Annotated in this window: 24 protein-coding genes and 2 tRNA genes; 9 read left to right on the top strand and 17 right to left on the bottom strand. The window is 71.2% G+C overall.

Annotated features, from left to right (window positions below; translation table 11 throughout):
* Window positions 1-57 precede the first annotated feature (57 nt).
* Window positions 58-129 (top strand) — tRNA-Gln (locus OP18_RS06185).
* 72 nt (window positions 130-201) lie between these two features.
* Window positions 202-274 (top strand) — tRNA-Glu (locus OP18_RS06180).
* A gap of 90 nt (window positions 275-364) precedes the next feature.
* Here OP18_RS06180 and OP18_RS52085 read toward each other — a convergent pair.
* The 7 genes from OP18_RS52085 to OP18_RS06150 form a co-directional block, all read right to left on the bottom strand.
* Window positions 365-670, bottom strand: a complete 306-nt coding sequence (locus OP18_RS52085) for a tyrosine-type recombinase/integrase (RefSeq protein ID WP_052386292.1) — start codon at window positions 668-670, stop codon at window positions 365-367.
* Entirely contained in the window at window positions 667-1,488 is an 822-nt protein-coding gene (locus tag OP18_RS51095) for an Arm DNA-binding domain-containing protein (protein WP_052386291.1), read from the bottom strand. The genes OP18_RS52085 and OP18_RS51095 overlap by 4 nt, the downstream gene beginning before the upstream one ends.
* A gap of 251 nt (window positions 1,489-1,739) precedes the next feature.
* A complete protein-coding gene (locus OP18_RS06170; RefSeq protein ID WP_063745442.1) occupies window positions 1,740-2,066 on the bottom strand; it encodes a helix-turn-helix domain-containing protein in 327 nt (108 codons plus the stop codon).
* A gap of 425 nt (window positions 2,067-2,491) precedes the next feature.
* Window positions 2,492-2,908 (bottom strand): hypothetical protein, encoded by a 417-nt coding sequence (locus tag OP18_RS06165; RefSeq protein ID WP_033357776.1) that lies wholly within the window; start codon window positions 2,906-2,908, stop codon window positions 2,492-2,494.
* Window positions 2,905-4,242 (bottom strand): DUF3631 domain-containing protein, encoded by a 1,338-nt coding sequence (locus tag OP18_RS06160; protein ID WP_081970425.1) that lies wholly within the window; start codon window positions 4,240-4,242, stop codon window positions 2,905-2,907. Before OP18_RS06160 ends, OP18_RS06165 begins: the two co-directional genes overlap by 4 nt.
* A complete protein-coding gene (locus OP18_RS06155) occupies window positions 4,239-5,123 on the bottom strand; it encodes a bifunctional DNA primase/polymerase (protein WP_063745441.1) in 885 nt (294 codons plus the stop codon). Before OP18_RS06155 ends, OP18_RS06160 begins: the two co-directional genes overlap by 4 nt.
* Window positions 5,124-5,294: 171 nt before the next feature.
* The gene (locus OP18_RS06150; protein WP_156089322.1) at window positions 5,295-5,576 is read right to left on the bottom strand and encodes a hypothetical protein; all 282 of its coding nucleotides are present in this window, start codon (window positions 5,574-5,576) and stop codon (window positions 5,295-5,297) included.
* A 155-nt stretch (window positions 5,577-5,731) separates the two neighbouring features.
* Between OP18_RS06150 and OP18_RS06145 the strand changes: the two genes are divergently transcribed.
* Together OP18_RS06145 and OP18_RS60330 are read left to right on the top strand one after the other, a co-directional pair.
* Complete coding sequence (locus OP18_RS06145) at window positions 5,732-5,929, top strand: hypothetical protein (RefSeq protein WP_033357773.1); 198 nt, start codon at window positions 5,732-5,734, stop codon at window positions 5,927-5,929.
* A gap of 117 nt (window positions 5,930-6,046) precedes the next feature.
* On the top strand, window positions 6,047-7,294 hold the full coding sequence (locus OP18_RS60330; protein ID WP_245635274.1) for an NsdA family TPR-like regulatory protein: 1,248 nt from the start codon (window positions 6,047-6,049) through the stop codon (window positions 7,292-7,294).
* A gap of 9 nt (window positions 7,295-7,303) precedes the next feature.
* Here the strand turns inward: OP18_RS60330 and OP18_RS56825 are convergent, their stop codons facing one another.
* The 4 genes from OP18_RS56825 to OP18_RS06120 all read right to left on the bottom strand — a co-directional run bounded on the left by OP18_RS56825 (window position 7,304) and on the right by OP18_RS06120 (window position 11,773).
* Window positions 7,304-8,041, bottom strand: a complete 738-nt coding sequence (locus tag OP18_RS56825) for a hypothetical protein (RefSeq protein WP_156089321.1) — start codon at window positions 8,039-8,041, stop codon at window positions 7,304-7,306.
* 1,206 nt (window positions 8,042-9,247) lie between these two features.
* A complete protein-coding gene (locus OP18_RS06130; protein WP_033357771.1) occupies window positions 9,248-10,057 on the bottom strand; it encodes an ABC transporter permease in 810 nt (269 codons plus the stop codon).
* Window positions 10,054-10,968, bottom strand: coding sequence for an ABC transporter ATP-binding protein (locus OP18_RS06125; protein ID WP_081970472.1), 915 nt, complete (start codon window positions 10,966-10,968; stop codon window positions 10,054-10,056). The genes OP18_RS06130 and OP18_RS06125 overlap by 4 nt, the downstream gene beginning before the upstream one ends.
* Window positions 10,969-11,071: 103 nt before the next feature.
* Complete coding sequence (locus OP18_RS06120; protein WP_052386289.1) at window positions 11,072-11,773, bottom strand: hypothetical protein; 702 nt, start codon at window positions 11,771-11,773, stop codon at window positions 11,072-11,074.
* A gap of 35 nt (window positions 11,774-11,808) precedes the next feature.
* On the opposite strand from OP18_RS06120, the gene OP18_RS06115 reads away from it, so the two are divergent.
* A complete protein-coding gene (locus tag OP18_RS06115; RefSeq protein ID WP_052386288.1) occupies window positions 11,809-13,776 on the top strand; it encodes a glycogen debranching N-terminal domain-containing protein in 1,968 nt (655 codons plus the stop codon).
* 25 nt (window positions 13,777-13,801) lie between these two features.
* On the opposite strand, the gene OP18_RS52080 is transcribed toward OP18_RS06115, so the two are convergent.
* Window positions 13,802-15,148: a PQQ-dependent sugar dehydrogenase gene (locus OP18_RS52080; RefSeq protein ID WP_052386287.1), complete on the bottom strand. Its 1,347-nt coding sequence runs from the start codon at window positions 15,146-15,148 to the stop codon at window positions 13,802-13,804.
* Window positions 15,149-15,178: 30 nt separating this feature from the next.
* On the opposite strand from OP18_RS52080, the gene OP18_RS06105 reads away from it, so the two are divergent.
* Window positions 15,179-15,961, top strand: a complete 783-nt coding sequence (locus tag OP18_RS06105; RefSeq protein ID WP_033357769.1) for a hypothetical protein — start codon at window positions 15,179-15,181, stop codon at window positions 15,959-15,961.
* Here OP18_RS06105 and OP18_RS06100 read toward each other — a convergent pair.
* From OP18_RS06100 to OP18_RS06085, 4 genes are read right to left on the bottom strand one after another with little or no spacing between them, the layout of a single operon-like run.
* Window positions 15,943-16,206, bottom strand: coding sequence for a hypothetical protein (locus OP18_RS06100; RefSeq protein WP_033357768.1), 264 nt, complete (start codon window positions 16,204-16,206; stop codon window positions 15,943-15,945). The genes OP18_RS06105 and OP18_RS06100 overlap by 19 nt on opposite strands.
* Complete coding sequence (locus OP18_RS59500; RefSeq protein WP_211273454.1) at window positions 16,203-17,804, bottom strand: radical SAM protein; 1,602 nt, start codon at window positions 17,802-17,804, stop codon at window positions 16,203-16,205. Before OP18_RS59500 ends, OP18_RS06100 begins: the two co-directional genes overlap by 4 nt.
* Window positions 17,805-17,864: 60 nt before the next feature.
* Window positions 17,865-18,263: a hypothetical protein gene (locus OP18_RS06090; protein WP_033357767.1), complete on the bottom strand. Its 399-nt coding sequence runs from the start codon at window positions 18,261-18,263 to the stop codon at window positions 17,865-17,867.
* Window positions 18,260-19,027 (bottom strand): prolipoprotein diacylglyceryl transferase, encoded by a 768-nt coding sequence (locus OP18_RS06085; protein ID WP_052386286.1) that lies wholly within the window; start codon window positions 19,025-19,027, stop codon window positions 18,260-18,262. Before OP18_RS06085 ends, OP18_RS06090 begins: the two co-directional genes overlap by 4 nt.
* Window positions 19,028-19,117: 90 nt before the next feature.
* Between OP18_RS06085 and OP18_RS06080 the strand changes: the two genes are divergently transcribed.
* On the top strand, window positions 19,118-20,134 hold the full coding sequence (locus OP18_RS06080; RefSeq protein WP_033357766.1) for an endonuclease/exonuclease/phosphatase family protein: 1,017 nt from the start codon (window positions 19,118-19,120) through the stop codon (window positions 20,132-20,134).
* A gap of 136 nt (window positions 20,135-20,270) precedes the next feature.
* Complete coding sequence (locus OP18_RS52075) at window positions 20,271-20,762, top strand: hypothetical protein (protein WP_052386285.1); 492 nt, start codon at window positions 20,271-20,273, stop codon at window positions 20,760-20,762.
* 58 nt (window positions 20,763-20,820) lie between these two features.
* Here the strand turns inward: OP18_RS52075 and cimA are convergent, their stop codons facing one another.
* Window positions 20,821-22,422, bottom strand: coding sequence for a citramalate synthase (gene cimA / locus OP18_RS06070; protein ID WP_033357765.1), 1,602 nt, complete (start codon window positions 22,420-22,422; stop codon window positions 20,821-20,823).
* Between the two features lie 350 nt (window positions 22,423-22,772).
* On the opposite strand from cimA, the gene ahpD reads away from it, so the two are divergent.
* Window positions 22,773-23,303 carry an alkylhydroperoxidase, AhpD family gene (ahpD, locus tag OP18_RS06065; protein WP_033357764.1) on the top strand — a complete coding sequence of 177 codons (531 nt, stop codon included), beginning with the start codon at window positions 22,773-22,775 and terminating at the stop codon, window positions 23,301-23,303.
* Window positions 23,304-23,493 lie beyond the last annotated feature (190 nt).

Genomic DNA, 23,493 nt, shown 5'->3' with positions numbered 1-23,493 from the left:
GATTTGGCCGGATGGGTTCGCTCCGGTAAAGTTTCCAACCGGCGCTGACAGCGCCGATGGGGTATGGGGTAATTGGCAGCCCAACTGATTCTGGTTCAGTTAGTCTAGGTTCGAGTCCTGGTACCCCAGCACCGCAGCAAGATCGCGGTGCTGTATTGTTCCACCCGCAAGGCCGCACCACCCGCACCACGCACCACCTGGGGCCCCGTCGTCTAGCGGCCCAGGACGCCGCCCTCTCAAGGCGGTAGCGCCGGTTCGAATCCGGTCGGGGCTACAGTCCGCAAAGCGGCTGGTCAGAGGGAAGTTTCCTCCGGCCAGCCGCTTTCGTTTGCGGTCCGGTCAGACGCCCGCAGTCAGCGGATCGTCAGCGAGGGTCGTCGAACACCCCCGTCACGCGGCCGTGGTACTCGCTCGGCGCGTGGGTGTAGAGGTTCAGCGTGGTCGAGGTGCTTTCGTGCCCCATGACCGCCCTGACGACGTTCACGGGCACGCCGTCGGACACCAACCACGTCGCGTACGAATGCCTCAAGTCGTGGAAGTGCAGTCCGCCGGCCGCGTGGGCAACGGCGTGCTCCACCGCCTCGCGCTCCCCTTCGAACTCCCTGGTGTGCTCCAGCCCCGCCGCATCGGGCCAGGAGGCGAGCCACCCCCGGGGCGGGCGCTCCGTCACCCGGCCGAGAAGAGCAGGGCGGTCGGCCTCGGCGGCGCGTCGAGCGACTTCCGCAGCTGCGTCAGCTCCTCCACCAGGAACGCGGGCAGCGGGATGGAGCGGACGCCCGCCCGCGACTTCGGGTAGGGCTTGATGCTCCGCACACCCCCGGACTCGATGACGACCTGGACCACGCGCACGCGCGCCGCGTCGAGGTCGACCGCGCCCCACGCCAGCCCGGCCGCCTCGCCCCAGCGCAGCCCGGTACCGGCAGCCAGCGCCACCAGCGCGCGGTAGTTCGGCGCCGTGGAGGGCAACAGCCGCTCGAAGAAGTCGGCACGGCTGAGTGCCTGTGCGGGACGGCGCGGCTTGTGCGTGCTCGGGAGGTTCACGCCCTTGCACGGGTTGATGCCGATCAGCCGGGCGTAGATCGCGGAGTCCATCACCATCGACAGCACGCCGAAGCACTTGGCGACCGACGCCGGGGCTAGCTTGCGGCTGAGCGCGTTCACCCACTCCTGCACGGCGCGGTGGTCGATGTTCGCCAGCGGCCAGCTGCCCCACTGCGGCAGCACGTGGATCCGCATCACGGACAGCGTCCGCTCGTGCGTGCGCACCTCCACGTGCCGCCCGGCGAGCCAGCCCTCAGCGTGCTTGGCGAACAGGAGCTTGCCCACCTGCGGGTCGATGTAGGTGCCGTGGTTCTTGGCGCTCTCAACCTCGGCGAGGAACGCCTTGGCCTCCTTCTGGGTCTTGAACGTCTTGGCCTTCTGCTTGTTGGAGGGGTCGCGCCAGTTGGCGCGGAACTTGCCGGACGGGGTCGGGGATACGTGTCCCATGGGGTTGACTGCTCCTCAGGTGTCGTGACTGAGCGTGTTTTGGGCGTGGGGCATCGCGGCGCCTCGCTAGCAGCAGCTCGGGGTGTCGGATTCGGCGTCCTGACGCGCTTCGGGCCGTTTGCGCTGGTGGGCTGCTAGTCGCTAAGCGCCTGATGGGGTACGGAATTCGGTGCTAGCGGGGGTGCTAGCGCTAGCAGGGAGGGCCGCTAGCGCTAGCACCGATCGCCGGGCGTTCGGGCGACGCTGTTCGGCTACGCGCCGTGATGGGTGCGGTCGCGGCCGGCGGCGCGGTCGAGGGCCGCAAGCTCGCGGTCGAGGTCGTCGGTGCTGGCGGTGGGCAGGTTGTTGAGCCACGTCTCGAAGCGGCGCACCGGGATGACCCATCGGCCGCCGAGCTTCATGGCGGGGATGTCGCCCTTGCGCACGAGGGCGTAGGTGCTGCCGGTCGAGAGCGAGAGCAGCTCGGCGACCTCGGCGACGGTGTAGACCGCGCGGGTAACGGTCGCGGGCGTGGCACGCTCGGGCGCGTCGGCGGGATCGCTGTTACGGGGCGTGAACGGCAGGACGTTGCTGGACATGGGGTGGATCTCCCTCAGCGGTAGCGGGTAGCGGTGAGTAGGTGGGCCGAAATCGTGCTGTGGGCTGGTTTTCGGGGTGCGGGCGGCGGTGCCGCTACCCGCTACCTTTCGGTGTTCGTGCTGGCCAGGCAGGTAGCGGCTGAGGTAGCGCTGTCGCTACCTGGTAGCGGGCCGCTACCTGCGCCGCTACCTGCCGACGATCGACGGGTGACCGTTACGCACGGTCAGGACGGCGCTATCGGTTGCCGGGCGGGTAACGCGGATCGTGGGGGCCGGTTCAGGGCTGCGGCGGGGGCATCTCGCCTCGTTCGGGGCGTGCCGTTACCGGCCGTCGCGGCGACGTCGGCGCAGGCCGGACGGCGGATCGGCGGGTAACGGCAGCGGTAACGCGGGCGTTACCGGTCCCGCTGCCGTTACCCGTGCCGTTACCTCGGTTCGGGGATGCAGTCGTCACACAGGGCGTAGGCGAGTAGGACAGGACCGAACGCGGCGACGCTGCCGGTGAGCAGGGGTGCGGGCAGGTGGCACCGGTCGCACGTGGTGTCGTCGGGGCTGGGGTCGAGGGCGGGCAGGCAGTCGAGGCAGACGAGCAGCCCGGGGTGCCACGCGGCGGCGTGCAGCAGCTGCGGCGCGGCGCCGATGTGGGGGCAGCAGCGGGCGGCGCGGTTGAGGATGGCCGCGCGGATCGCGGCGGCCTGAGCAGCGAGCCACTCCGCGGGCGGGTTCGCGTCGAGGACCGCGCGGCCGTGGTCCGCTGCGCTGGTGAGGATGTGGCGGGCGTGGGCGGTCGCGGCGCCGAGCTGGTCGGCCAGGGCGACGGGGTGCAGGGTGCGGGCGTTCATGCTGCGGCTCCTTCGCCGGGGCGCGGCCGAGCGTGGCCGCTGTGGTCGGTGACTGCGGTTACGTCGGTGACATGCCTGGTCAGCCCGGTAACCGCAGTGAGGGGCGTAACCGCTGCATCGGTTACACGGCCGTGCGGCGTAACCGCTGTCACCGAGGGCTGTCCGGTGCGGTTACCGCCCTGACCTGCGGCGTAACCGCTGTCACCGCTGTCACCGGACCGGGCAGGCAGGTACCGATCCCAGGCGTCAGCCAGGCCGACGTTCCCGGTCGTCGGGTAGGTGGTGTAGCCCTTCGACGGGCGTCCGTCCGCGTCGCGGATCGGCGTCGGGCCGACCCCGTAGCGGCCGAGCTCCTTCGCCAGGCGCCGGGCGTCGAGCGGCTTGCCGCCGAGGTCGGCCCACGGCGCCTCCTCAACGCTCGTCAGCGCGTCGAGCAGCTCCACGGTCGGCATTCGGTCGCGTCCGGCGTACAGCGTCCGCATGTCCGCGAGCAGTCGGGTGCCGAACGTCGGCGCGCTGGCCGTGGCGAGCACGAAGTACTCACACGCGCCACGTCCGGTGTCCGGCCACTGCCCGCCCGCCGCGTCGGCGACCGCGAGGAGCGCCTCCCACACCTCGGCAGGCCGGTCGACCACCCCGGCCGGCATCTTCGGCTCGGCGTCGGCCAGGTCCTGGGCGACGTCGGCGACCCACATGCCGAGGCGCTCCCGCAGCGGCGCCGCGTCGCGCTCGGCGAACTTCTCCCGGAACGGCTGGACCGTCTCCCCCGACGCCCGCCGCCGCATGTGGATGGTGACCGCGCGGGTGGTGATGGTCGGCGGCATGTTGCCTGCCAGCCCGGCCAGGGCGACCGGAGAGAACACGGGGAACCGTTGCACCGCCATGGCTTTGGCGTCCCCGACGCACCGGGCGACGGTCGCGCCCCGCTTGTACCCGGAGTTGAGCAGCGCCCGGAGATCCTCGTAGTTGCCGCCGGTCTTCGGGTTGAAGATGGCGTCGACCTCGTCGAAGAGGATCGTGTGCGGCTTCTCGTTGATGAGCCGGAACAGCGCCGCCGTCGATGCCGAGATGGTCATTTCCGGGTTGCGGCAGAGCAGGTTCAGCAGCTCCAGCACCCGCGTCTTGCCGGACCCGGGTTCGGCCGAGTCGAGCACCAGGCGCGGCGTGACGTAGAAGCATCCGGCGGCGTGGGTGTGGGCCGCCCACAGTGTCACGGCGGTGAGGGCGTGCTCGGTGGGGAAGGCGACGTAGCGGGCGATGAACGCGGCCACCTCATCCAGCACGAGCGCGCCGGACGTGTCCGGGTGTCCGGCACCCGTGGGCGGCGCATTCACGCGGCACCTCGGCGGCTACGCGGCGACCGCTGCCCGGCCGCCAGACCCGACCGGATCGTGCGGGCCGCCTCGTGCTCGCTGAGTCCGGACCGGGCCGCCGCGTGCAGCAACGCTGTCGACACGCTGTCGACAGACAGCGCACCCGCGCCGACGAGCTGCCCGAGGCTGAACGCGGCCCGGTTCAGCGCGTTGTTCCGCCCGGAGTCCGGTGGCATGGCAGCGATGGCGTCGCACTCGCGCCGTAGGGCCGCCTCGGCGTACGGGTCGACACGGTTGGCGTGCCACGCCCGCGCGGGGGTGGTACGCAGAGCCTGCGGTGCGAGTGCCTCCAGCAGCCCGACCGGCCCGGTTGGGACGAGCGTTGGGAGCGACCACAGCGGCTCGTTGAGCCACGTGTACTGGTCTCCCGAGATGTGCACGGACGGCGGCAACACCACGTAGCCCGCCGTGCCGCGCCAGTCGCAGCCCGGCATGAACTTGCTGCGGTTGCCACGCCCGGTCGGCGCCACGAACACGTGCGTTCCGCCGGAGCCGGTGCGGGCCGCCGGCCAAACGTCGGCCAGGTCGCCGAGGTACTGGCGGAGCAGCGGCCCGGCATTGGGCAGGTCGATGTCCCAGACGTCGAACCGGTGCCCGGTCGCGGCGCCGACGTTCGCGGTCGGCCACCACCGCCACCACCGCGCCACCACGGCCGGATCGGCGCTGGCGCCGTGCACACCGTTCGGCGTGCGCGGGTGCTTGCCCGGTCGGTCGCACTTCGACCAGCCGCACGCGCACCGGCCGTCGCGGACCTCGTACAGGGGAAGTATGGGCACGCCCGCCAGGGCGTACCGCTCAGCGGCGTTGCGGAGCAACGCTTGCAGGTCAGCACGCAGTGCCATTGCTGTTCTTGCTCCTCACAGATCGGCCAGAGTGACCCGCCCACGGGCAGCAGGAACCCGCCGCGCAGCTGCGCGGCTCCTTGCCAGAGGCGGGGATGAATCGAGGGGGTGACCGGCGCGCGGCGTGGTTCCTAGCCCAGAGGGCCGCGCGCCGGAAGCTCAGTCAGCGCGTCAGGAGACGTAGTACGGGAACTCGCCGTCCTCGTTGACGGGTGCGGTCGTCGGCAACTGCCGGAACACCTGCTCAGCGACGAGGGCCTGGGGTGCCTCAACGACGCCACCCATGCAGTGGCACCCGACGTCGAACCCGTCGCAGGTCTCGCACACGATCCACAGCGACGCCCGGTGCATCGCGACGCACTGCTCCGAGGCGCACCACCGCGTCATGCAGTAGATGCAGACGCTCGCGTTGTTCAGCCGCATCGGCTTCTGCGCGGCCTGGGCTGCCGACAAGGGGCCGAACGGCACGAGCACCCGAGACTGATGCGCTGGCCTCGGTAGGGTTGCCGCCCTGCCGGGGCCGTCTTGCTTGAGCTAGACGCTACACGGCTCCCCGCTAGCCGTCTACCCGTATCTACGGTAGCCGTCCAACCGGTACGCTTGTGGGCATGACCGACCTCGATCGCCTGCGGGCCGCCGCCGAGAGCGTCCGCGCAGCCACCGAAGCACTCGACGCCGCGCGGGCTGACCGCGACAAGCTGATCCGCGCCGTCCGCCAGTCCACCGACCACACGGTGCCCGAGATCGCCGACGCCGCTGGCGTCTCGCAAGCAACCGTGAAGACCGTCATTCGCGGCCTGCGCTGAGCACTGGATGTCATAAGACGAGAAAACCCGACAACAGGTCAGATCGACAGGTGTCACCGTGGTGACACCTCATTGTCACCAGTTGATGTCACCGGGTAGACGGGGATACTTGATCGCATGGCCGACGAACAGCGCGACGCCGTAGACGTGCCCGGATGGTCCCGCCGAATCCGCGCCGAGCGGACTGCCCGGGGATGGTCGCAGAGCCAGGCCGTGGAGGCGCTACGCGCTCACGCTGGCGAGAACGCCCGCCTAGCCGAGAAAACCAGCCTCCTACGCAACTGGAAGCGTTGGGAGGCAGGCGATGCGGAGCCTGACGCCTTCTACAAGCCGTTGGTGGCCGAGACGTTCGGCACGGTGACCGCTGCGTTCTTCCCGGCGCCGCGCCCTGAGCATCCTGCGGTGCTCGGCAACACCGGCATGGACACCCTGGAACTCATCTCCAGGCTGCGCGTCTCTGACGTCTCGCCTGCGGTGCTCGAAGGCATGCACGCCGCCGTGGAGCAGCTCAACAACGACTACTCACACATGGAGCCGGCCGTTCTGGTCGAGGAGGGTCAGCGGTGGCTCAACCGGCTGATCGCGCTGCACGACGGCAGGCTCTCCCTGGAGCAGCACCGCGAGGTGCTCTCACTGGCGGGCCAGGTCGCACGCCTGGTCGGCTGCGTCGAATACGACATGGGCCGCAAGGCCGCCGCCGAGGCCACCCGCCGCGCGGCACTCACCCTCGGCAAGGAGTCCGGCGACAGCGACGTCGTGGGCTGGGCGCACGAGATGCGCAGCTGGTACTCGCTGACCGAGGGCAACTACCGGGCCGCCATCGCGGCCGCACGGGCAGGGCTGGAAGCGGTCGGGCCGGGGCACAGCGTCACCGTGCAGCTCTGGGCGCACCAGGCGAAGGCATGGGCGCGCATCGGCGACCGCCGCCAGGTCGAAGTCGCGCTTGACAACGGCCGCGCCATCCTGGAAGCCCTGCCATACCCTGAGAATCCGGGTAACCACTTTGTCATTGACCCGTCAAAGTGGGACTTCTACACGATGGACTGCTATCGCCACGTGGGAGAGGACCGTCTCGCCGCGACCTATGCGGAAGAAGTCATTCGTACGGGTACTACGCCGGATGGTGTTGTACGTCGGCCAATGAGAGTGGCGGAAGCGCACATTACCCTGGGAATCGTCGCCGCACGGCAGGGCGAGTTGGAGGCAGCGCTAGCCGCAGGACGGACCGCGCTGGCACTCGATCGGAAATCTTTGCCATCTTTGGTTATGCACTCTCGCGAGCTTGTAGCTGAGTTGGATCGGCGATTTGCGGGCGACCAGAGAGTTGTCGAGTACGTCGACCTTCTACGTTCACTGGCCAATTAAACCGGTCGACTATTGAGTGAGATGCTCGATTTCGTCAATCAGAGCGACAACCTCACTGCCGGTCGCCGAAAGAGCGCGGACGCCATCTGCACTGACATTGAGGAACTCCCAGATGCGCAGGACGCCGGACATGAACCACCCGCGCTGCGCCTGATCTGTTACGACAGCAGCTCCCCCTCCGAGGGCTGCCACTGTGCTAGCCACGTCGTCGAAGCCGCCAAGCCAGTATGATTGAAGCGCACGCTCTACGTCGTGCAGCAGCTTCACGATGTAGTTCTTCTCGTGAAGAGAAAGATGCTCATTGAACAGAACATCTTCCTTGAGCTTGCGCACATCTTGCAGCATTTGTTGGCGCGTGTCTTCACTAAGGAAGTTACTTCTGTATGTCTGACGCAGCTCGCGCGAGAGGAGTTCTAGGATGCTAATCTTGTCGTCAGTGATAAGTGGCTTGAATGCCTCCATATTTGACTGCGTGATGTGGCTGACCAGATATGATTGAAGTGTATCGAGAGATCCGAATAGGGTTGAATAAAAAGTGCGGTCGTCGCCATCTCGCGGGTTAACGAGCGCACTCTTCGCCTCTTCGATAAGCATCATGAAGCGCGCGATGTTTGAATACACGTCAGGCGCGCTTCCACCTCCTAGAGCCTGACCCCAGACGCTAAACGCGGGGCCGTCGCCGACGGCCCTGACCTCACGAAGCACTGCCACGATCCGAGCCGCAGGGTCATCTAAGAACTCAGCCATAGCACAGCATTGAAGCACACTGGTGCTACCGATTGAGTGGTGACGGTGCTGCTAGCGCTTGATCAAGTCAGGCGCGACCTGATGGCGCTTGCCGGACGACTGCTGGAGCAGCCGCACAGTCAGCGGATAGTCAGCGAGCCTGCCGACAACGGGTGCCACCAAACCACAAAACTTGACGTTGGGTAGGGCCCTGGCCAGCGGGAGCGGCGGCCCAGCCCGGTATTCGCCGCCCGTGCCACCGCGCTCTCAAGGCGGTAGCGCCGGTTCGAATCCGGTCGGGGCTACAGTCCAATGGGTCCACCCTGTTCACGGGGTGGGCCCGTTCCCGTTGGTGGACTTTCGCATTCCCCGCGCACGGCTTCGCCGCGCTCCCCGGCGGGGGGTTCCCACCCCGCACCCCCCACGCTCCGCTTCGCGGTCGCGCTGTTGGCTTGCTTCGCTTCGCCTTGGCTCCCTTCGCTTCGCTTGCGTGTCCTGTGGTTGAGGGGGATCGGTTTTGGCCCCCCGTGGGCTGTCGCGCTGGTTGAGGTTTGTGGGATCGGTGGCTGTTCGTCTTGGCCGGTGTGTTCGTCGATGGCCCCTGGGGTTCCAGGGCAGCCGGCTGGCGGCTCGCGCATCCGGTGCGGGGGCGCCCACCCCGGTCGGCCCCCGTCAGCCCGGAAGGGCGGCGCCCCGTCGGCCCCCGTCGGCCCCCATTGGCCCGGAAGGGCGGCGCTCCGTCGGCCCCCATCGGCCCCCGTCGGCCCGGAAGGGCGGCGCCCCGTCGGCCCCCGTCGGCCCGGAAGGGCGGCGCCCCGTCGGCCCCCATTGGCCCGGAAGGGCGGCGCCCCGTCGGCCCCCGTCGGCCCGGAAGGGCGGCGCCCCGTCGGCACGGTTGAGGGCCGGCTCGTCTGTTTCTGTGGCGCTTGCCTCGTTGTGGGGGGGGCTTCTCGGCCTGGTGGCGTCCAGAGTCGCGCGAAGGGCGGTACGACCCGTTCTCGGCGCGCGGCCGGCCGGGGCCGTGGTGCTCGTGCTGCCGTCCGGGTTGGCGCTCTCGGCATCCGTCCGGCGTGGCGACCGTCCGAGGCGGGGTGCACGACTTGGACGCTTCAACGGCGCACGGTTCGACCCGTCCTGCCCGGTCGGCGTCCGGCCCTGACCGGCCGGGGCACCGGTCTGCTGGCGCTGCCGTCTCGAGTCGCGGTTGCCGGGCGTGGTCAGGTGTGGTCAGGCGTCCCTGGTCTTGAACAGGTACGCGGCGACCGCCAGCAGCAGCACCGTCCAGCCGGCGAAGACCCCTAGGCCCTGCCACTGGGTGAGCAGCGGGTCGGGTGGGAGGGTCGGCTTGAAGATGAGCTGGCCGGCGTTCGTGGGCATCCAGGCGTGCACGTGGGCGCCCCAGGAGCCGGGGAGCAGGACGGTCAGGTTCGACACGATGAGGATCAGGCCGAGGACGCCGGTGATGGCGCCCGCGGTGTGGCGGACGATGGCGCCGAAGGCGAGGGAGAACAGGCCCAGGACAGTGAGGAAGAGGCCGGCGCCGAAGACGGAGCGGGCGACGCCGGGGGTGTCGAGGTCGACGGGGATGTGGTCGGACATGATCCAGCGGCCGGCGAAGAAGGCGGCGAAGCTGAGCAGCTGCCCCACCACGAACATGAGGACGGCGAAGACGACGACCTTCGCGGCCAGGACCTGCAGGCGGCGCGGCTGGGCCTGGAGGGTGGAGCGGATCATGCCGGTGGTGTACTCGGCGGAGACCGTCATGACGCCCAGGACGGCGACGATGAGCTGGGAGATGAAGACCGGCTGGTCGATGATGATCTGCAGCGGCTCGGCCGCCATGAGGGCCTGGTCATCCGGGGAGAACGTGTTCCACTGGCGCATGACGACCCAGGCGATGAAGGACATCAGGCCGACCGAGATGGCGGCCATCGCGGCCAGGGACCAGGTGGTCGAGCGCACGGTGCGCAGCTTCGTCCACTCCGAGCGCAGCAGGCCGTCGAAGCCGGCGCGGCGGGTGGCGGTGATCGTGGTCATCGGGTCTCCAGGGTGCCGTGGTACTCGACGCTGTCCTTGGTGAGCTCCATGAACGCCTGCTCCAGCGACGCCTGCAGCGGGGCGAGCTCGTGCAGCCGCAGGCCGTTGTCGAACGCGAGGTCCCCGACGCGGCGCATGGGCAGCTCCGTCACGAGCAGCGCGCCGTCGGGTTCGGTGGTGACGGTGCCGCCTGCCGCGCGTACCAGAGCCGCCAATGCCGACGCGTCGGGTGTGCGGACCCGGGTCGCCAGCACGGAGTTGCGCTCGATGAACTCCTTGACGGTGCAGTCGGCGATCAGCCGGCCGCGGCCGATGACGAGCAGGTGGTCGGCGGTGTGCTCCATCTCCGACATGAGGTGGCTGGAGACGAAGACGGTGCGGCCCTCGGCGGCCAGGGACCTCATGAGGTTGCGGATCCACAGGATGCCCTCGGGGTCCAGGCCGTTCACGGGCTCGTCGAACATGAGGGTCCGCGGGTCGCCGAGCAGCGCCGTGGCGATGCCGAGCCGCTGGCCCATGCCGAGGGAGAAGCCCTTGGACCGCTTCCGCGCGACCGCGCTGAGGCCGACCGTCTCGAGGACCTCGTCGACGCGCCGCCGGGGCAGGTTGTTGGTCTGCGCGAGGCACAGCAGGTGGTGGTACGCGCTGCGCCCGCCGTGGATCGCCTTGGCGTCCAGCAGCGCCCCGACCTCGAGCATCGGGTTGTCCAGCCGGGCGAACGGGCGGCCGTTGACCGTGACCCGGCCACCGGTGGGCGCGTCCAGGCCGAGGATCATCCGCATCGTCGTGGACTTCCCGGCGCCGTTCGGCCCCAGGAACCCGGTCACCTGACCGGGCCGCACCGTGAAGGACAGCTGGTCCACCGCGACGCGGTCGCCGTACCGCTTGGTGAGGCCGACAGCCTCGATCATGACGTTCCCTCCGCTCCCGAAGCCGGTGACCGGCACCGGCGAGCGGCAAGCTATCCAACCCTCGCTGTGGCGCGGCTAAGAAGAGCTGAGGCGCTCCACAGCTTCAGCCGATGACGTTGACGGCGCGGGCCACCACGAGCAGGACGGTGACGAGGGAGACGGCGGACTCGGCGAGCATGCCGGCCTTGGCCCACGTCGACATCGGCAGGGTGTCGGTGGGGCTGAACGCGGTCGCGTTGGTGAAGGACAGGTAGAGATAGTCGAAGAAGGTGGGCTCCCAGTCGCGCGGGGCGAGGTCGGGGGTGGTCATCTGGGTGAAGAGGAAGTCGGGGTGCGGGTTGTGCCCGTCGGCGCGGGCCGCCGGGCCGCCGCGGTCGCCCTCCCAGAACCACAGGGCGAACACGATGACGTTGGTCAGCCAGATCGCGGCGCCCCACAGCAGCAGGTGCTCGGGCGTGACGTGGCCGTGGCCGAAGAGGGCCCGCACGAGCAGGGCCGCGGACCAGGCGGTCGCGACGCCGAGCAGCGCGGCCAGGCCGAGGCTCAGCGGGCGGATCAGCCGGGTCTCCCGGTTGATCCGCAGCGGGTTCACCACGACGACGCTGACCAGCAGGGCCGCCTCCAGGCCGGGCAGCAGCCACCGCGGGCGGGGCGCCAGGTCGGCCGGCAGCAGCAGGTGGATGCCGACGGCGACGGCGATCGCCAGGGCGGCGGGCCAGCGCTGCTCGGCCTCGGTGCGCCGCAGCCAGCCGGGCACCTGCGGCGGAGGCGCCGGCGGGTCGGGCGCGGGAGGCAGGTCACTCACCCGGCCACGCTAGACCATGTCGTAACGTGCGACGAATGGCACAGCACCAGCTGCACGAGCGCGTCACGTGCGTCGCGGCGCCCGCCACGTGGCTGTCCGGCCCGGACGGGCGGATGACCGGCGGCGCGGACGGGCTCTTCGTCGAGGACCGCCGGGCGTTGGCGCGCCTGGACGTCACGGTCGACGGCGCCCCGCCGGAGCCGCTCCGGACGCGTCGCACCGGCGCCGCGTCGGCGGTCTTCGCGGGTGTACGACCAGCGTCCGGCCTCCTCGTCACGCGGGCCCGGCTGGCGGAGCCGAACGGCGGCACGGAGACCGTCACCCTGTCGAACGAGTCGGACGAGCCGCTCGGCGTGCTGCTCACCGTGACGGCCGCGACGGACTTCGCCACCACCGGCGCGGTCCGCGACGGGCAGCCGACGTCCACAGTGGACTTCGAGCCGGCCGGCGGCGCGTGGTGGGCCAGGTCCGCCGACGGCATGGCGGTCCGGCTCGACGTCACCCCGGCGCCGGACGCGGACGCGTTGCGGTGGGCGGTCACCGTGCCCGCGGGGCAGACCTGGGCGGTCGAGCTGCGGTGCACCCGCGCCGACGTCGCGCCGGTGCCGCGGGCCAAGCGGTTCAGCACCCTGCGGGTCGCGGCGGCCGACGCGCGGCTCGACGCGCTGGTCCGCGCCGGCGTGCAGGACCTCGACGCGCTGCGCCGCACCGACGGCGCCGACATCTACTACAGCGCCGGCAGCCCCTGGTACCTGACGCTGTTCGGCCGCGACGCGCTGTGGGCCGCCCGGCTGGGGCTGCCGCTGGGCGTGGAGGTCGCCGCCGGCACGCTGCGCGCGCTCGCCGCCCGGCAGGGCACCGCGTACGACGGCGACACCGAGGAGGAGCCCGGCAAGATCCTGCACGAGGTGCGCCCCGCCGACGCCGCGCACCGGCTGCCGCCGGTCTACTACGGCTCCGTCGACGCGACCGCGCTGTTCGTGTGCACCCTCGCGGAGGCGTACCGGTGGGGCATGCGCCGCGACGCCGTGGCGGCCCTGCTGCCGAACCTGGAGGCGGCCCTGGAGTGGCTCGCCGGGCACGACGGGTTCGTCGCCTACCGCTCGACCGGTGCCGGCCTCACCCACCAGGGCTGGAAGGACTCCGCCGACGGCGTGCGGTTCGCCGACGGGCGGGTCGCCGCGGGCACGCTCGCGCTGTGCGAGGTCCAGGCGTACGCGTACCAGGCGGCCCGCGCCGGCGCCGACCTGCTGGACGCCTTCGGCCGCCCCGGCGGGCCGCGGTGGCGCGCCTGGGCCGACGCGCTCGCCGAGCGGTTCCGGGCGGCGTTCTGGTGCCCCGGCGGCTACCCGGCGGTCGCGGTGACGGGCACCGGGGAGCAGGTCGACGGCGTCGCGTCCAACATGGGACACCTGCTCGGCACCGGGCTGCTGGCCCCGGCCGAACGCGCCGCCGTCGCCGGGCACCTGGAGCGGCTGCGGTCGCCGTACGGCCTGCGCACGCTCGCCCCGTCCAGCGCCGGCTACGACCCGGGCTCCTACCACGCCGGCTCGGTCTGGCCGCACGACACCGCGATCGCGCTGCTCGGCCTGGCCCGCGACGGGCACCGGCGGGAGGCGGCGGCGCTGGTGACCGCGCTGCTGGCCGCCGGGGAACGGTTCGACCACCGGCTGCCGGAGCTGTACGGCGGCGACGACGACGCGACGCCGTACCCGGCCGCGTGCCGCCCGCAGGCGTGGGCCGCGGCCGCCGGCCCGGCGCTGCTGGTCGCGCTGCTCGGGCTGGACGTCGACGTGCCCGCCGGGCGGATCACGTTCGACCCGCTCGCGCCGTCGCCGGTGGGCGCCTTCCGGGTGCGGGGGCTGAAGGTCGCCGACGGCGAGCTCGACGTGAGCGTGGACGCCGGCGGCGCGGTCACGGTCCACAATGGACCGGTCGGGGTCGTGTTCCTCCTCGCCGACGGCGCCCCGGCGAGGATCGCCCGCGCGGCGCCGGTCGGTTGAGCCGTCCCTCCGGCCGGCAGCGCCGCTACTTCGGCGGGGTGAGGCGGAGGATGGAGCCGCCGAGGTCGTCGCTGACGAGGATCGAGCCGTCGGCGTCGAGCGCCGCGTCGACCGGCCGCAGCCACGGCTTGCCGGCCTTCGTGTCGACGAGCCCGGACAGCAGGTCCACCGGGTCGCCCGGCCCGCCGGCCGTCCACGGTACGAACACCACCTTGTAGCCGACCGGTCTGGTGCTGTTCCACGAGCCGTGCATCGGGATGACGGCCCCGCCGAGCGCCGGTGAGAACGTCAGCCCCAGCGGCGCGGTGTGCGCGGGCAGCCCGAGGTCGATCGGGTCGGCCTTGGCGCAGTCGGCCTTCTGCCCGTCGCGGTTGAGCTCGTAGTCGCGGTGGAACGGCAGGTTGTGGGTGCCGTTGTCGCTGTTCGGGTTGCAGAACGGCCAGCCGTAGAACCCGCCGTCGCGCACCTTGATGAGCTCCTCCACCGGGTACTGGTCGACGAACTGGCTCATCCGCTTGCCCTTGTCGGACTTGCCGTCGCCGTCGACGTCGCGGTCGTCGGGGACCAGGGTGTTGTCGCGGTTGTTCACCACCACCCACAGCTCGTCGGTGCCGGGGCGGAACGCGAGACCCTCGGCGTTGCGGATGCCGGTCGCCAGCAGGTGCCGCCCGGCGTTGCGCCCGGCCGCGTCGTAGGTGTAGATCGCCGCGCGCCGCGGGTCGCTCACGGTGTCCTCGACGCACGCGTTGCAGGTCGAGGCGATCGACACGTACAGCCGGCCGTCCTTGACCGCGATGTTCTTCAGCACGTGGGCGTAGTTGCCGCGCAGCTCCGGGGTGCTGGTGTCGGGCAGCCCGTCGACGACCACCTGGCCGTCGTGCGCCTTGAGGTCCCCGGCCTTGTACGGGTAGCGCACGACCTTGTCCGCCTCGGCCACGAACAGCCAGGTGGCCCCGCCGATCTCGGCGAACACCAGGTCGTGGGGGCGGTTGAGCCCGGTGGCGAAGTCGGTGGCCTTGCCGGCCCGCACGACGCGCACCTTGCCCTGGCTCGGCTGGGACACCAGCAGGTCGCCGCCCGGCGTGAACGTCATGAACCGGGCCTTGTCCACCCGCGCGTACACCGCGGCGGTCCACCCGGTGGGCAGTGTCACGGTCCGTGCCACGTCGAACGGGGCGGCGTTGAGCCCGGCCCCGGTGGTGACCCGCACGCTCGCCGGCGCGCCGAGCACGAGCGCGGTCGCCGGCTGCGAGCCCGCCGCGGCGCCGCCGGTCGTCGCCGGCCTGGCCTCCTCCCCCGCGCCGTCGCCGCCGCAGGCGGTGAGGGCCAGCGAGCAGACGGTGGCCGCGAGCAGTGCACCGAGCTTGCGCATGCGTGTGACGGTACAACTTAAACTTGGCGGATGCTCACAGACCAGTCATCGTGGCCGGCCCGCCGGGCCGCGCACGAGGCACGGGTCGACGAGTGGATCGTGCCGCACCTGGAGCGCCGCCGCCGCGGGGAGAAGCACCCGGTGCTCGACTTCCTGTTCACCTACTACTCGTTCCGACCGGCGCAGCTGCGGCAGTGGCGGCCGGGCGGTGAGGCGCACCGGCGGCCGGAGACCGTCGCCTGGGTGCGGGAGCTGCTCGCCGCGACCGCGGCCCGCCCGCCGCACCTGGGCTGCTTCGGCCTGCACGAGTGGGCGATGGTCTACCGGCAGACCCAGGAGGAGCTGCGGCACAACGCGTGGCCGCTGCGGCTCGGCGCCGCGGGCACCGACGCGGTCGTGGAGGCGAGCCGGATCCGGTGCAGCCACTTCGACGCGTTCCGCTTCTACACCGCGCCGGCCCGCTCGCTGAACCTGCTGCAGCCGACCCGTGAGACGCAGGTGGCCAACGAGCAGCCGGGCTGCCTGCACGCCAACATGGACCTCTACAAGTGGTCCTACAAGCTGAGCCCGCTGACCGCGAGCGAGCTGATCGCCGACTGCTTCGCCCTCGCCGTCGACATCCGGACGCTCGACATGCAGGCCAGCCCGTACGACCTGGCCGACCTGGGCTACCCGCCGGTGCCGGTCGAGACGCCCGACGGGCGCGCCGAGTACACCCGCCGCCAGCGCGAGCTGGCCGAGCGGGCGGCGCCGCTGCGGGCCGCCCTGATCGCCGTGTGCGACGACGCCATGGCTCAGCTCAGCCAGGTGTAGACGTTCCAGCCGATGCCGGCGGCCGCCGCCAGCGCGAGTGCGCCGAGGTAGGTCAGCACCAGGCGGGTGTCGCGCAGGACGCACTTGGAGCGGGTCAGGCCCTGCCGGCGGGCCCGCACGTAACCGGCGAAGCCGAGCAGGGCGAAGCCGAGCAGGGCGACCGGGCCGAGCAGCCACGCGAGGGCGGCGATCGTGGCGTACACGCACAGGCGCAGCGGGTCGTAGGGCTGCGGGGTCGACGTCATGTCACACCGAACGGCAGCGCCACGGGGCCGGAGGGGCCCGCGGCCCGGGGCAGGCGCTGCGCGGACAGGGCCGGCCACGCCTGCACGGCGCAGAACGGGGCGCACTGGTGCCTCGGGTCGCCGTCGCGGGCGTCGACCGTGGCGACATGCACGCAGCACTGCAGGAGCCGCTCCTCGATCATCGTCGCCATGTCCATGAACGGCTTCACCGTGATGCGTTTGACGCGCTCGCCGAGCATCTTGCGCAGCCGGTTGCGGCCGCCGGGCAGCGACGAGGAGACCAGCGTGGTCAGCGTGGAGATGCCCAGGTCGCAGTTCTCGCAGATGTCGCGCCACAGCGAGCCGACGGCGGGGTGCGACAGCGACGACTGCTCCGACAGCAGGCCGAGCAGCGAGTCCTTCACCGCGGCCCGCAGCGCCGCCGGCAGCCGCACGTCGGCGATGCGGTTGGCGACCAGGTCCGGTTCGAGGTCCAGGAACGTCAGCAGCCGGTCGTGGCCGATGAGCTTCGTCATCGACTGCCACTCGCCGCTGTCGTCGCGCAGCAGATACCCCACCGAGCAGCAGTGCGGGTGCGAGCACGGCAGCGCCGTCAGGTCGCGCCAGGTGACCTGCCCGCCGGTCTGCGGGCCGAGGCGGGCCAGCACGCCGGTGTGGGTGAGCCGGTCGAGGGGGTCGATCGCGGCCGAACGACCGGAGCCGAACTGTGGCTGCAGCGACACGCCGCCGACGTACGGGGTGTCCAGGGCCCGCTTCACGACGGCGCCGATCTCGTCGTCGTTGACGCCGAGGGCGCAGGTCATCGTCAGCGTGGTGAAGATGCCGCGGGACGAGAGCCGCTCGACCGCCTGGTCCTTGAGGCGGCGCAGGTCGGCGCCGCGGTGGTGGCGGGCGGCGCGTTCGGTGACGCCGTCGTACTGCAGGTAGACCTCGACCCGATCGCGGTGCTCGGTCAGCAGGTCCAGCAGCGCGTCGTCGCGGGCGATCCTGACCCCGTTGGAGTTCACCAGGACCCGCACCACGTTGCGCGCCGACACCTCGCGCAGCAGCTCCGGCAGGTGCGGGTACAGCGTCGGCTCGCCGCCGGACAGCATGAGCACGTCGATGCGCCCGTTCTCCCGGGACAGCTTCGTGTCGACACCGGCGAGCACCTCGGCGAGCGGCACGACACCCTCGATCGCCGGGGACGAGTCGGTGAAGCAGGTCGGGCAGCGCAGGTTGCAGCTGTCGGTGAGGTCGGCCAGCAGGATGCAGGTGTGCTGGGTCTGCATCTCCGGCAGCCCGGCGAGGTACGCCGACGGCACCGGCGCGAAGTTCCCGGCGAGGTCCGGCACGTGCGTCTTCGTCGGCGCGGTCCACTGCTCCAGGTACCGCAGGATCTCCGGCGACTCGTCGTAGAGGGTGCGCACGAGGCCGTGGCGCGGGCAGCCGCGCTCCAGCCAGATCCGGCCGCCGCGCTCGGCGAGCCAGCCCGACAGCCGCTGCACCGTCTCCAGTGGACGGTCGGGCCGCTCGTCGTGGCAGTGCGGGCAGAACGCGTTGACGTAGCGGTGGATCCGGTCGCCGCGCAGCTGCATCCCCGCGCCGCTGCCGGTCACGGCGTCTCCTTCGCGGTGCGCGGGACGGTCACGGCGTCTCCTTCGCGGTGCGCGGGACGGTCATACGGTCCCCGAGTTGGCGTTGACGAGGGCGATGCAGACGCCGATGCCGGCGACGGGGAAGACGATGACGCTGACCGCCCAGCCGATGAGGATGCCGATGCCGAGACCGCGGTCCCGGCGGGCGATCCAGACGATGCCGACCACCAGGCAGGCGACGAACAGCACCAGCTGCAGCAGCATCTCCAGGTAGACGCCCAGCAGCGCGTTCTCGCTGTTGTCGGACGAGGCGAGCAGGATCGTCACCAGCACCCCGACGCCGATCGCGAGGACCTGCCCGCCGGCGGCGATGCCGAGGCCGGCGGCGACCTTGCGGCCGTGGATCGGTCGGTCCTGCCCGTTCGGGGGCAGCGGCGGCGGTGGGGGCACCGTCCAGCCCGAGTCCGGCGGCATCGTCATGCCGTCACCGCTTCCTTTCGTCGCACCAGATCACGCACCACACCCGCCACCACGAGCGGCAGGCAGACCAGCAGGAACAGCTGCGGCCGGGTCAGGCCGAGCCACACCACCTCGTTGCCCCGCACGAACTCCACCACGAAACGGAACGCGGCGTAAGCGGCCAGATAGATTTTGAACAGCGCCCCGGGGGCCGTGATCTTCCGCCGGAGGGCCAGCAGCGCGCCGAACGCGGCGAGGTGGAACAGGATCTCGTAGGCGAAGGACGGGTGCAGCGGCACGCCGGCGACGGTGTGCATCGCCTCGGCCTGCGCCGCGTCGAGGGTGACGCCCCACGGCAGGTCCGTCGGCGTGCCGGGCGGCTCGGCGAGCAGGCAGCCGACCCGGCCGACCGCCATCCCGGCCGCGACGGCGGGGGCGAACAGGTCGCCGGTGCGCCACGGGTAGCCGGACGCCTTCTTCGCCACGATCGCGCCGACGTACGCGCCGACGAGGCCCGACAGGATGCTGCGGTTGCCGTACGCCCACTGCTCCAGCAGCGTCGCGTTGTCGCGCGGGTCGAGGTGCTGCGCCCAGGTGCCGAGCCGGGCGAAGAGGGCACCGCCGACGAGGGCGCCGGCCAGCACGTACCAGAGCCGGTCGTCCTGCGCCCGGCGGCGCCGGACCTCCCACAGGAACACGACGGCGGCGACCCCGATGCCGAGCGCGACGCAGACGTCGTGGGTCAGGACCGCCACCGGGCCGAGCCTCGCGATCACCGGGTGCACAACTGGGCAGCCTAGTGGGCCGTCCGGGGGTTCTGTGAAGATTCTCAGCAGGGGCGGGGCCGGGTGGCGCGGCTCGCCTACCCTGACGGGATGGTCAGCACGCAGGATTCCCCGCCGCTCGCGGCGCCCACCGCCCCACCGGGGCGGCGCCGGTGGCTGACCGTGCTGCTGTGGCTGCTCATCGCGCCGTTCGCGCTGTGGGCGGCGGCCCGGGTGTTCGGCCTGGAGAGCGGCTTCCCGACGGTCCAGCTGATCGCGTTCACCCCGTATGTCGCGCTGGCCTCGCTGGCACCACTGGCGATCGCGCTGCTGACGAAGCGGATCTGGCCGGCGGTCGCGGCGGCGGTGGTGACCGTCGCGTTCGCGGCGTGCGTGCTGCCGCGCTGGATCTCCGACAGCGACGCCGGCACGCCGGCGGGCCCGACGCTGCGCGTGATGAGCGTCAACATGCTCCTCGGCGGCGCCGACCCGGGGCAGATCGTGCGCCTGGTGCGCGACAGCGCCGTGGACCTGCTGGCGGTGCAGGAGTACACCGACGAGGGCCGAGCCGCGCTGCGCCGGGCCGGGCTCGACGAGGCGCTGCCCAACGTGGTGGCGTACCCGCGGCCCGGGGTGACCGGCTCCGCCGTGTACAGCCGCTTCCCGCTCGTCGACAAGGGCTACCGGCGCTTCGCGTCCGACTTCGGGCAGGCGCGGGCCGGGGTGCGGGTGCCGGGCGCCCTCGACGTGTACGTCGAGTCGGTGCACCCCTGCGCCCCGTCGGACGGCGACCGGGACGCCTGCTGGGTGTCGGACCTGGCGGCCCAGCCGGCGGCGACCCCGGGCGGCCCGGTCAACCTGCTCATCGGCGACTTCAACGCGACCCTCGACCACGCGGCGTTGCGCCAGGTGCTCGCGAAGGGCTACCACGACGCGGCCGACGTCGTCGGTGCCGGGCTCACCACGTCGTGGCCCTACGACGACCGGTGGTTCATCCCCGGCGTGACGATCGACCACGTGCTGACCGATGAGCGCGTCGGGGTGCGCAAGGTGACGGTCCACCGCGTCGCGGGGACCGACCACAAGGCCGTCTTCGCCGAGCTGGTGCTCCCAAAGGCCGACCGCTGACCCGTCCGATCATGCCGAATCCGGACCTGATAGATCACTGGCGCGTACCTCCGGCTATACGCGGTTCGTTGGCCGGGAGTACCTTCACGTACGGATCGGGCGGAACGCCCCGACAGAACCACGTTGGAGCAGATGGGTGACACGAACCTTCCGCGGCACCGCGCTCGCCGTCATCGCGCCGGCCGTGCTCGCCGTCGTCCTTGCCGGCTGCTCGGACAAGAAGGACGACGCGGGCGAGACGGCGCCGGCCGACCGTCCGACGGTTGAGGTGACCGCCCAGCCGCAGGACCCGCAGACCGCGCAGGTCACGGCCGAGCAGGTCTTCGACAACCTGTCCGACGGCGACTGGGCCGGAGCCTGGGAGCTCTGGACCGACACCGCGCAGTCGGCCCTCGCCAAGGACGTCTACGTCGACCTCGTCTCGACCTGCACCGCGCTGCAGGGCGACTACGTCGTGACCGGGCTGACCCCGGTCGACGACTCGACGGCGACCGTCAAATGGACCAGGACACCGACCGGCGGCACCGCGACGAGCGGCACCAACACGATCAAGTACCAGAACGGTCACTGGCGGTTCGAGCCGGACCCCACGGCGCTGGCCGCGTTCAAGCAGAACAAGTGCCCGTGACCCTCGGCGACCGCGGGAGGGCGGGGCCGGCCGGCTCCGCCCTCCTCACCGGTCGTGGCTAGACCCGCACCTGGCGGGACAGGCCGTAGCTGAGTGCGTCGACGAGCGCGGTCCAGCTCGCCTCGACCACGTTCTCGTGCACGCCGACCGTCGTCCAGTCCTCGCCCGTCGACCGGGTCTCCACCAGCACGCGCGTCACCGCGCCGGTGCCGTGGCTGCCCTCCAGGATGCGGACCTTGTAGTCGGCCAGCTCGAAGCGCGACAGCTGCGGGTAGTGCTTCGTCAGGGCCACCCGCAGCGCCTCGTCGAGGGCGTTGACGGGGCCGTTGCCCTCCGCCGTCGCGATGATCCGCTCGCCCTTGACCCGCACCTTGACCGTCGCCTCGGAGACCACGGCGCCGTCCTCCCGGTGCTCCACGAGGACGCGGTACGACTCGAGCGTGAACGGCCTCGGCACCGCCCCGTCGGCGAGTTCGGCGCGCGCCAGCAGCTCGAACGACGCGTCGGCGGCCTCGAACGACCAGCCGCGGGCCTCCAGCTCCTTGACCCGGGTGGTGACCCGGGACAGGGCCTCCGGGTGGCCGGCCAGGTCGACCCCGAGCTCGCGTGCCTTGAGCTCGATGCTGGCCCGACCGGCCATCTCCGTGACCAGGATCCGCATGTCGTTGCCCACGACCTCGGGGTCGATGTGGTTGTAGAGCAGCGGATCCACTTTGATCGCGCTCGCGTGCAGGCCCGCCTTGTGAGCGAACGCTGACGACCCGACGTAGGCCTGGTGGGTGTCGGGTGCGATGTTGGCGATCTCTGCGACGGCGTGCGAGACGCGCACCATCTGCTCGATGCACCCGTCCGGTAGGACCGGCATGCCGAGCTTCAGCTGGAGGTTCGCGACGACGGCGAAGAGGTCGGCGTTGCCGGGCCGCTCGCCGTAGCCGTTCGCGGTGCACTGGAAGTGCGGGACGCCCGCCTCGACGGCGGCGACCGTGTTCGCCACCGCGCAGGACGTGTCGTTCTGGCAGTGGATGCCGAGCCGGGAGACGGCCTCGTCCTCGCCGATGCCGAGCGCGCCGGCGAGCCTGCCCTTGACCTCGCCGATGGTCCGGATGATCAGCGACGGCAGCATGCCACCGTTCGTGTCGCACATGACGGCCTTCTCCGCGCCGGCGGCGAGCGCGGTCGCCGCGACCCGCGCGGTGTACTCCGGGTCGAACGCGTACCCGTCGAAGAAGTGCTCCAGGTCCAGGAAGACCCGCCGCCCCTCGCCCACCAGGTACGCGACGGTCTCGTGGACCATCGCCAGGTTCTCCTCGGCGGTGGTGCGCAGCGCCCGCTCGACGTGCCGCAGGTCCGACTTGGCGACCAGGGTCACGGCCGGGGTCTCCGCGTCGAGCAGCGCCCGCACCTGCTGGTCGTCCTGCACGCGGACGCCCGCCTTGCGGGTCGCGCCGAACGCGACGAACACCGCGTGCTTCAGGTCCAGCTCGGTGCGCGCCCTGCGGAAGAACTCGGTGTCCTTGGGCATCGCCCCCGGCCAGCCGCCCTCGATGAAGCCGACGCCGAACTCGTCGAGCAGCCGGGCGACCGCCAGCTTGTCGACGACTGAATAGCTGATCGCCTCGCGCTGGGCCCCGTCGCGCAGCGTGGTGTCGTACACCTGCATGGTCTTCTCCTGGCTTTGGGATTTTTGTGGCTTCTGGCGGGTGGGCCAACAAAAAGACCCCTCGCGAATGCGAGAGGTCTGCGCGGCCAGCTAGGGGATGCTGGACGCGCTAGGGGCCAATAATGAGCCGAGTCACGTTGGGTAGCTTGCCACGCGAGCGCCGCGCGTGGCAGGTGATTCCGGATTCTGAGAACCCGGGTGATCTGCTTCACGATTCACCCTGTTCGTCACGTACCTGTAACGCACGTCGGTCAAGGTTGGAGTCAGTCAAGCGAAAGCACCAGGGAGGTCCCCGTGCTCACCGTTGGTGAACACATCTCGGCACGAGTGCCGGGCAGGTCGTCGGTCTGATGTCGATCGAAGCACTGAAGGCCGCGCTGCCGTCGTACGCGAAGGACGTCGAGCTCAACCTCGACGCCGCGCTCGCCGGCGCCCTGCTCACCGAGCAGCAGCTGTGGGGCACCGCGCTCTCCTGCGCGATGACCACCCGCAGCGCCTTCGTGTTCCGCTCGATCCTCGCCGAGGCCGGGAATCACCTGAAGCCCGACGCTGTTACAGCAGCAAAGGCGGTCGCTTCCCGCATGGCGATCCACAACGTCTATTTCCGCGCCAAGCACCTCATCGGTGACGAGGCGTACCAACACCTGCCGGCGCGCCTGCGCCGCCAGGTGACCACCTGGCCCGGCGTCAGCACCACCGACGTTGAGCTGTGGTCCACAGCAGTATCCGCGATCACCGGGTGCGGGGTGTGCCTGGAATCGCACGAAAGATCACTTCGTGGTGCAGGGGTGTCCCGCGAAGTGGTCGACGAGGGTTTGCGCGTCGCCGCGGTAGTTCACGCGTTGGCCGTGACCCTCGATGCAGAGGCAGCTTCCATCTAGGAGCTTTCCTCTTGTACGGGTGTCGGAGTGGCGGCTCCGGCACCCGTACGCATCTCTGCCCCCGCCCACCTCGCGCCAGCGATGCGACCGGTTGAACTCACCAGTCACCTGTTCAGGGCCGCCGTTCAGGGCCGCCGTTCAGGGCCGCCGTTCAGGGCCGCCGTTCAGGGCCGCCGTTCAGGGCCGCCGT

The organism is Dactylosporangium aurantiacum (assembly GCF_000716715.1).
Taxonomy (GTDB): domain Bacteria; phylum Actinomycetota; class Actinomycetes; order Mycobacteriales; family Micromonosporaceae; genus Dactylosporangium; species Dactylosporangium aurantiacum.
Note: the sequence above shows the minus strand (reverse complement) of the source record. Positions and strands in the feature narration are given on the sequence as shown.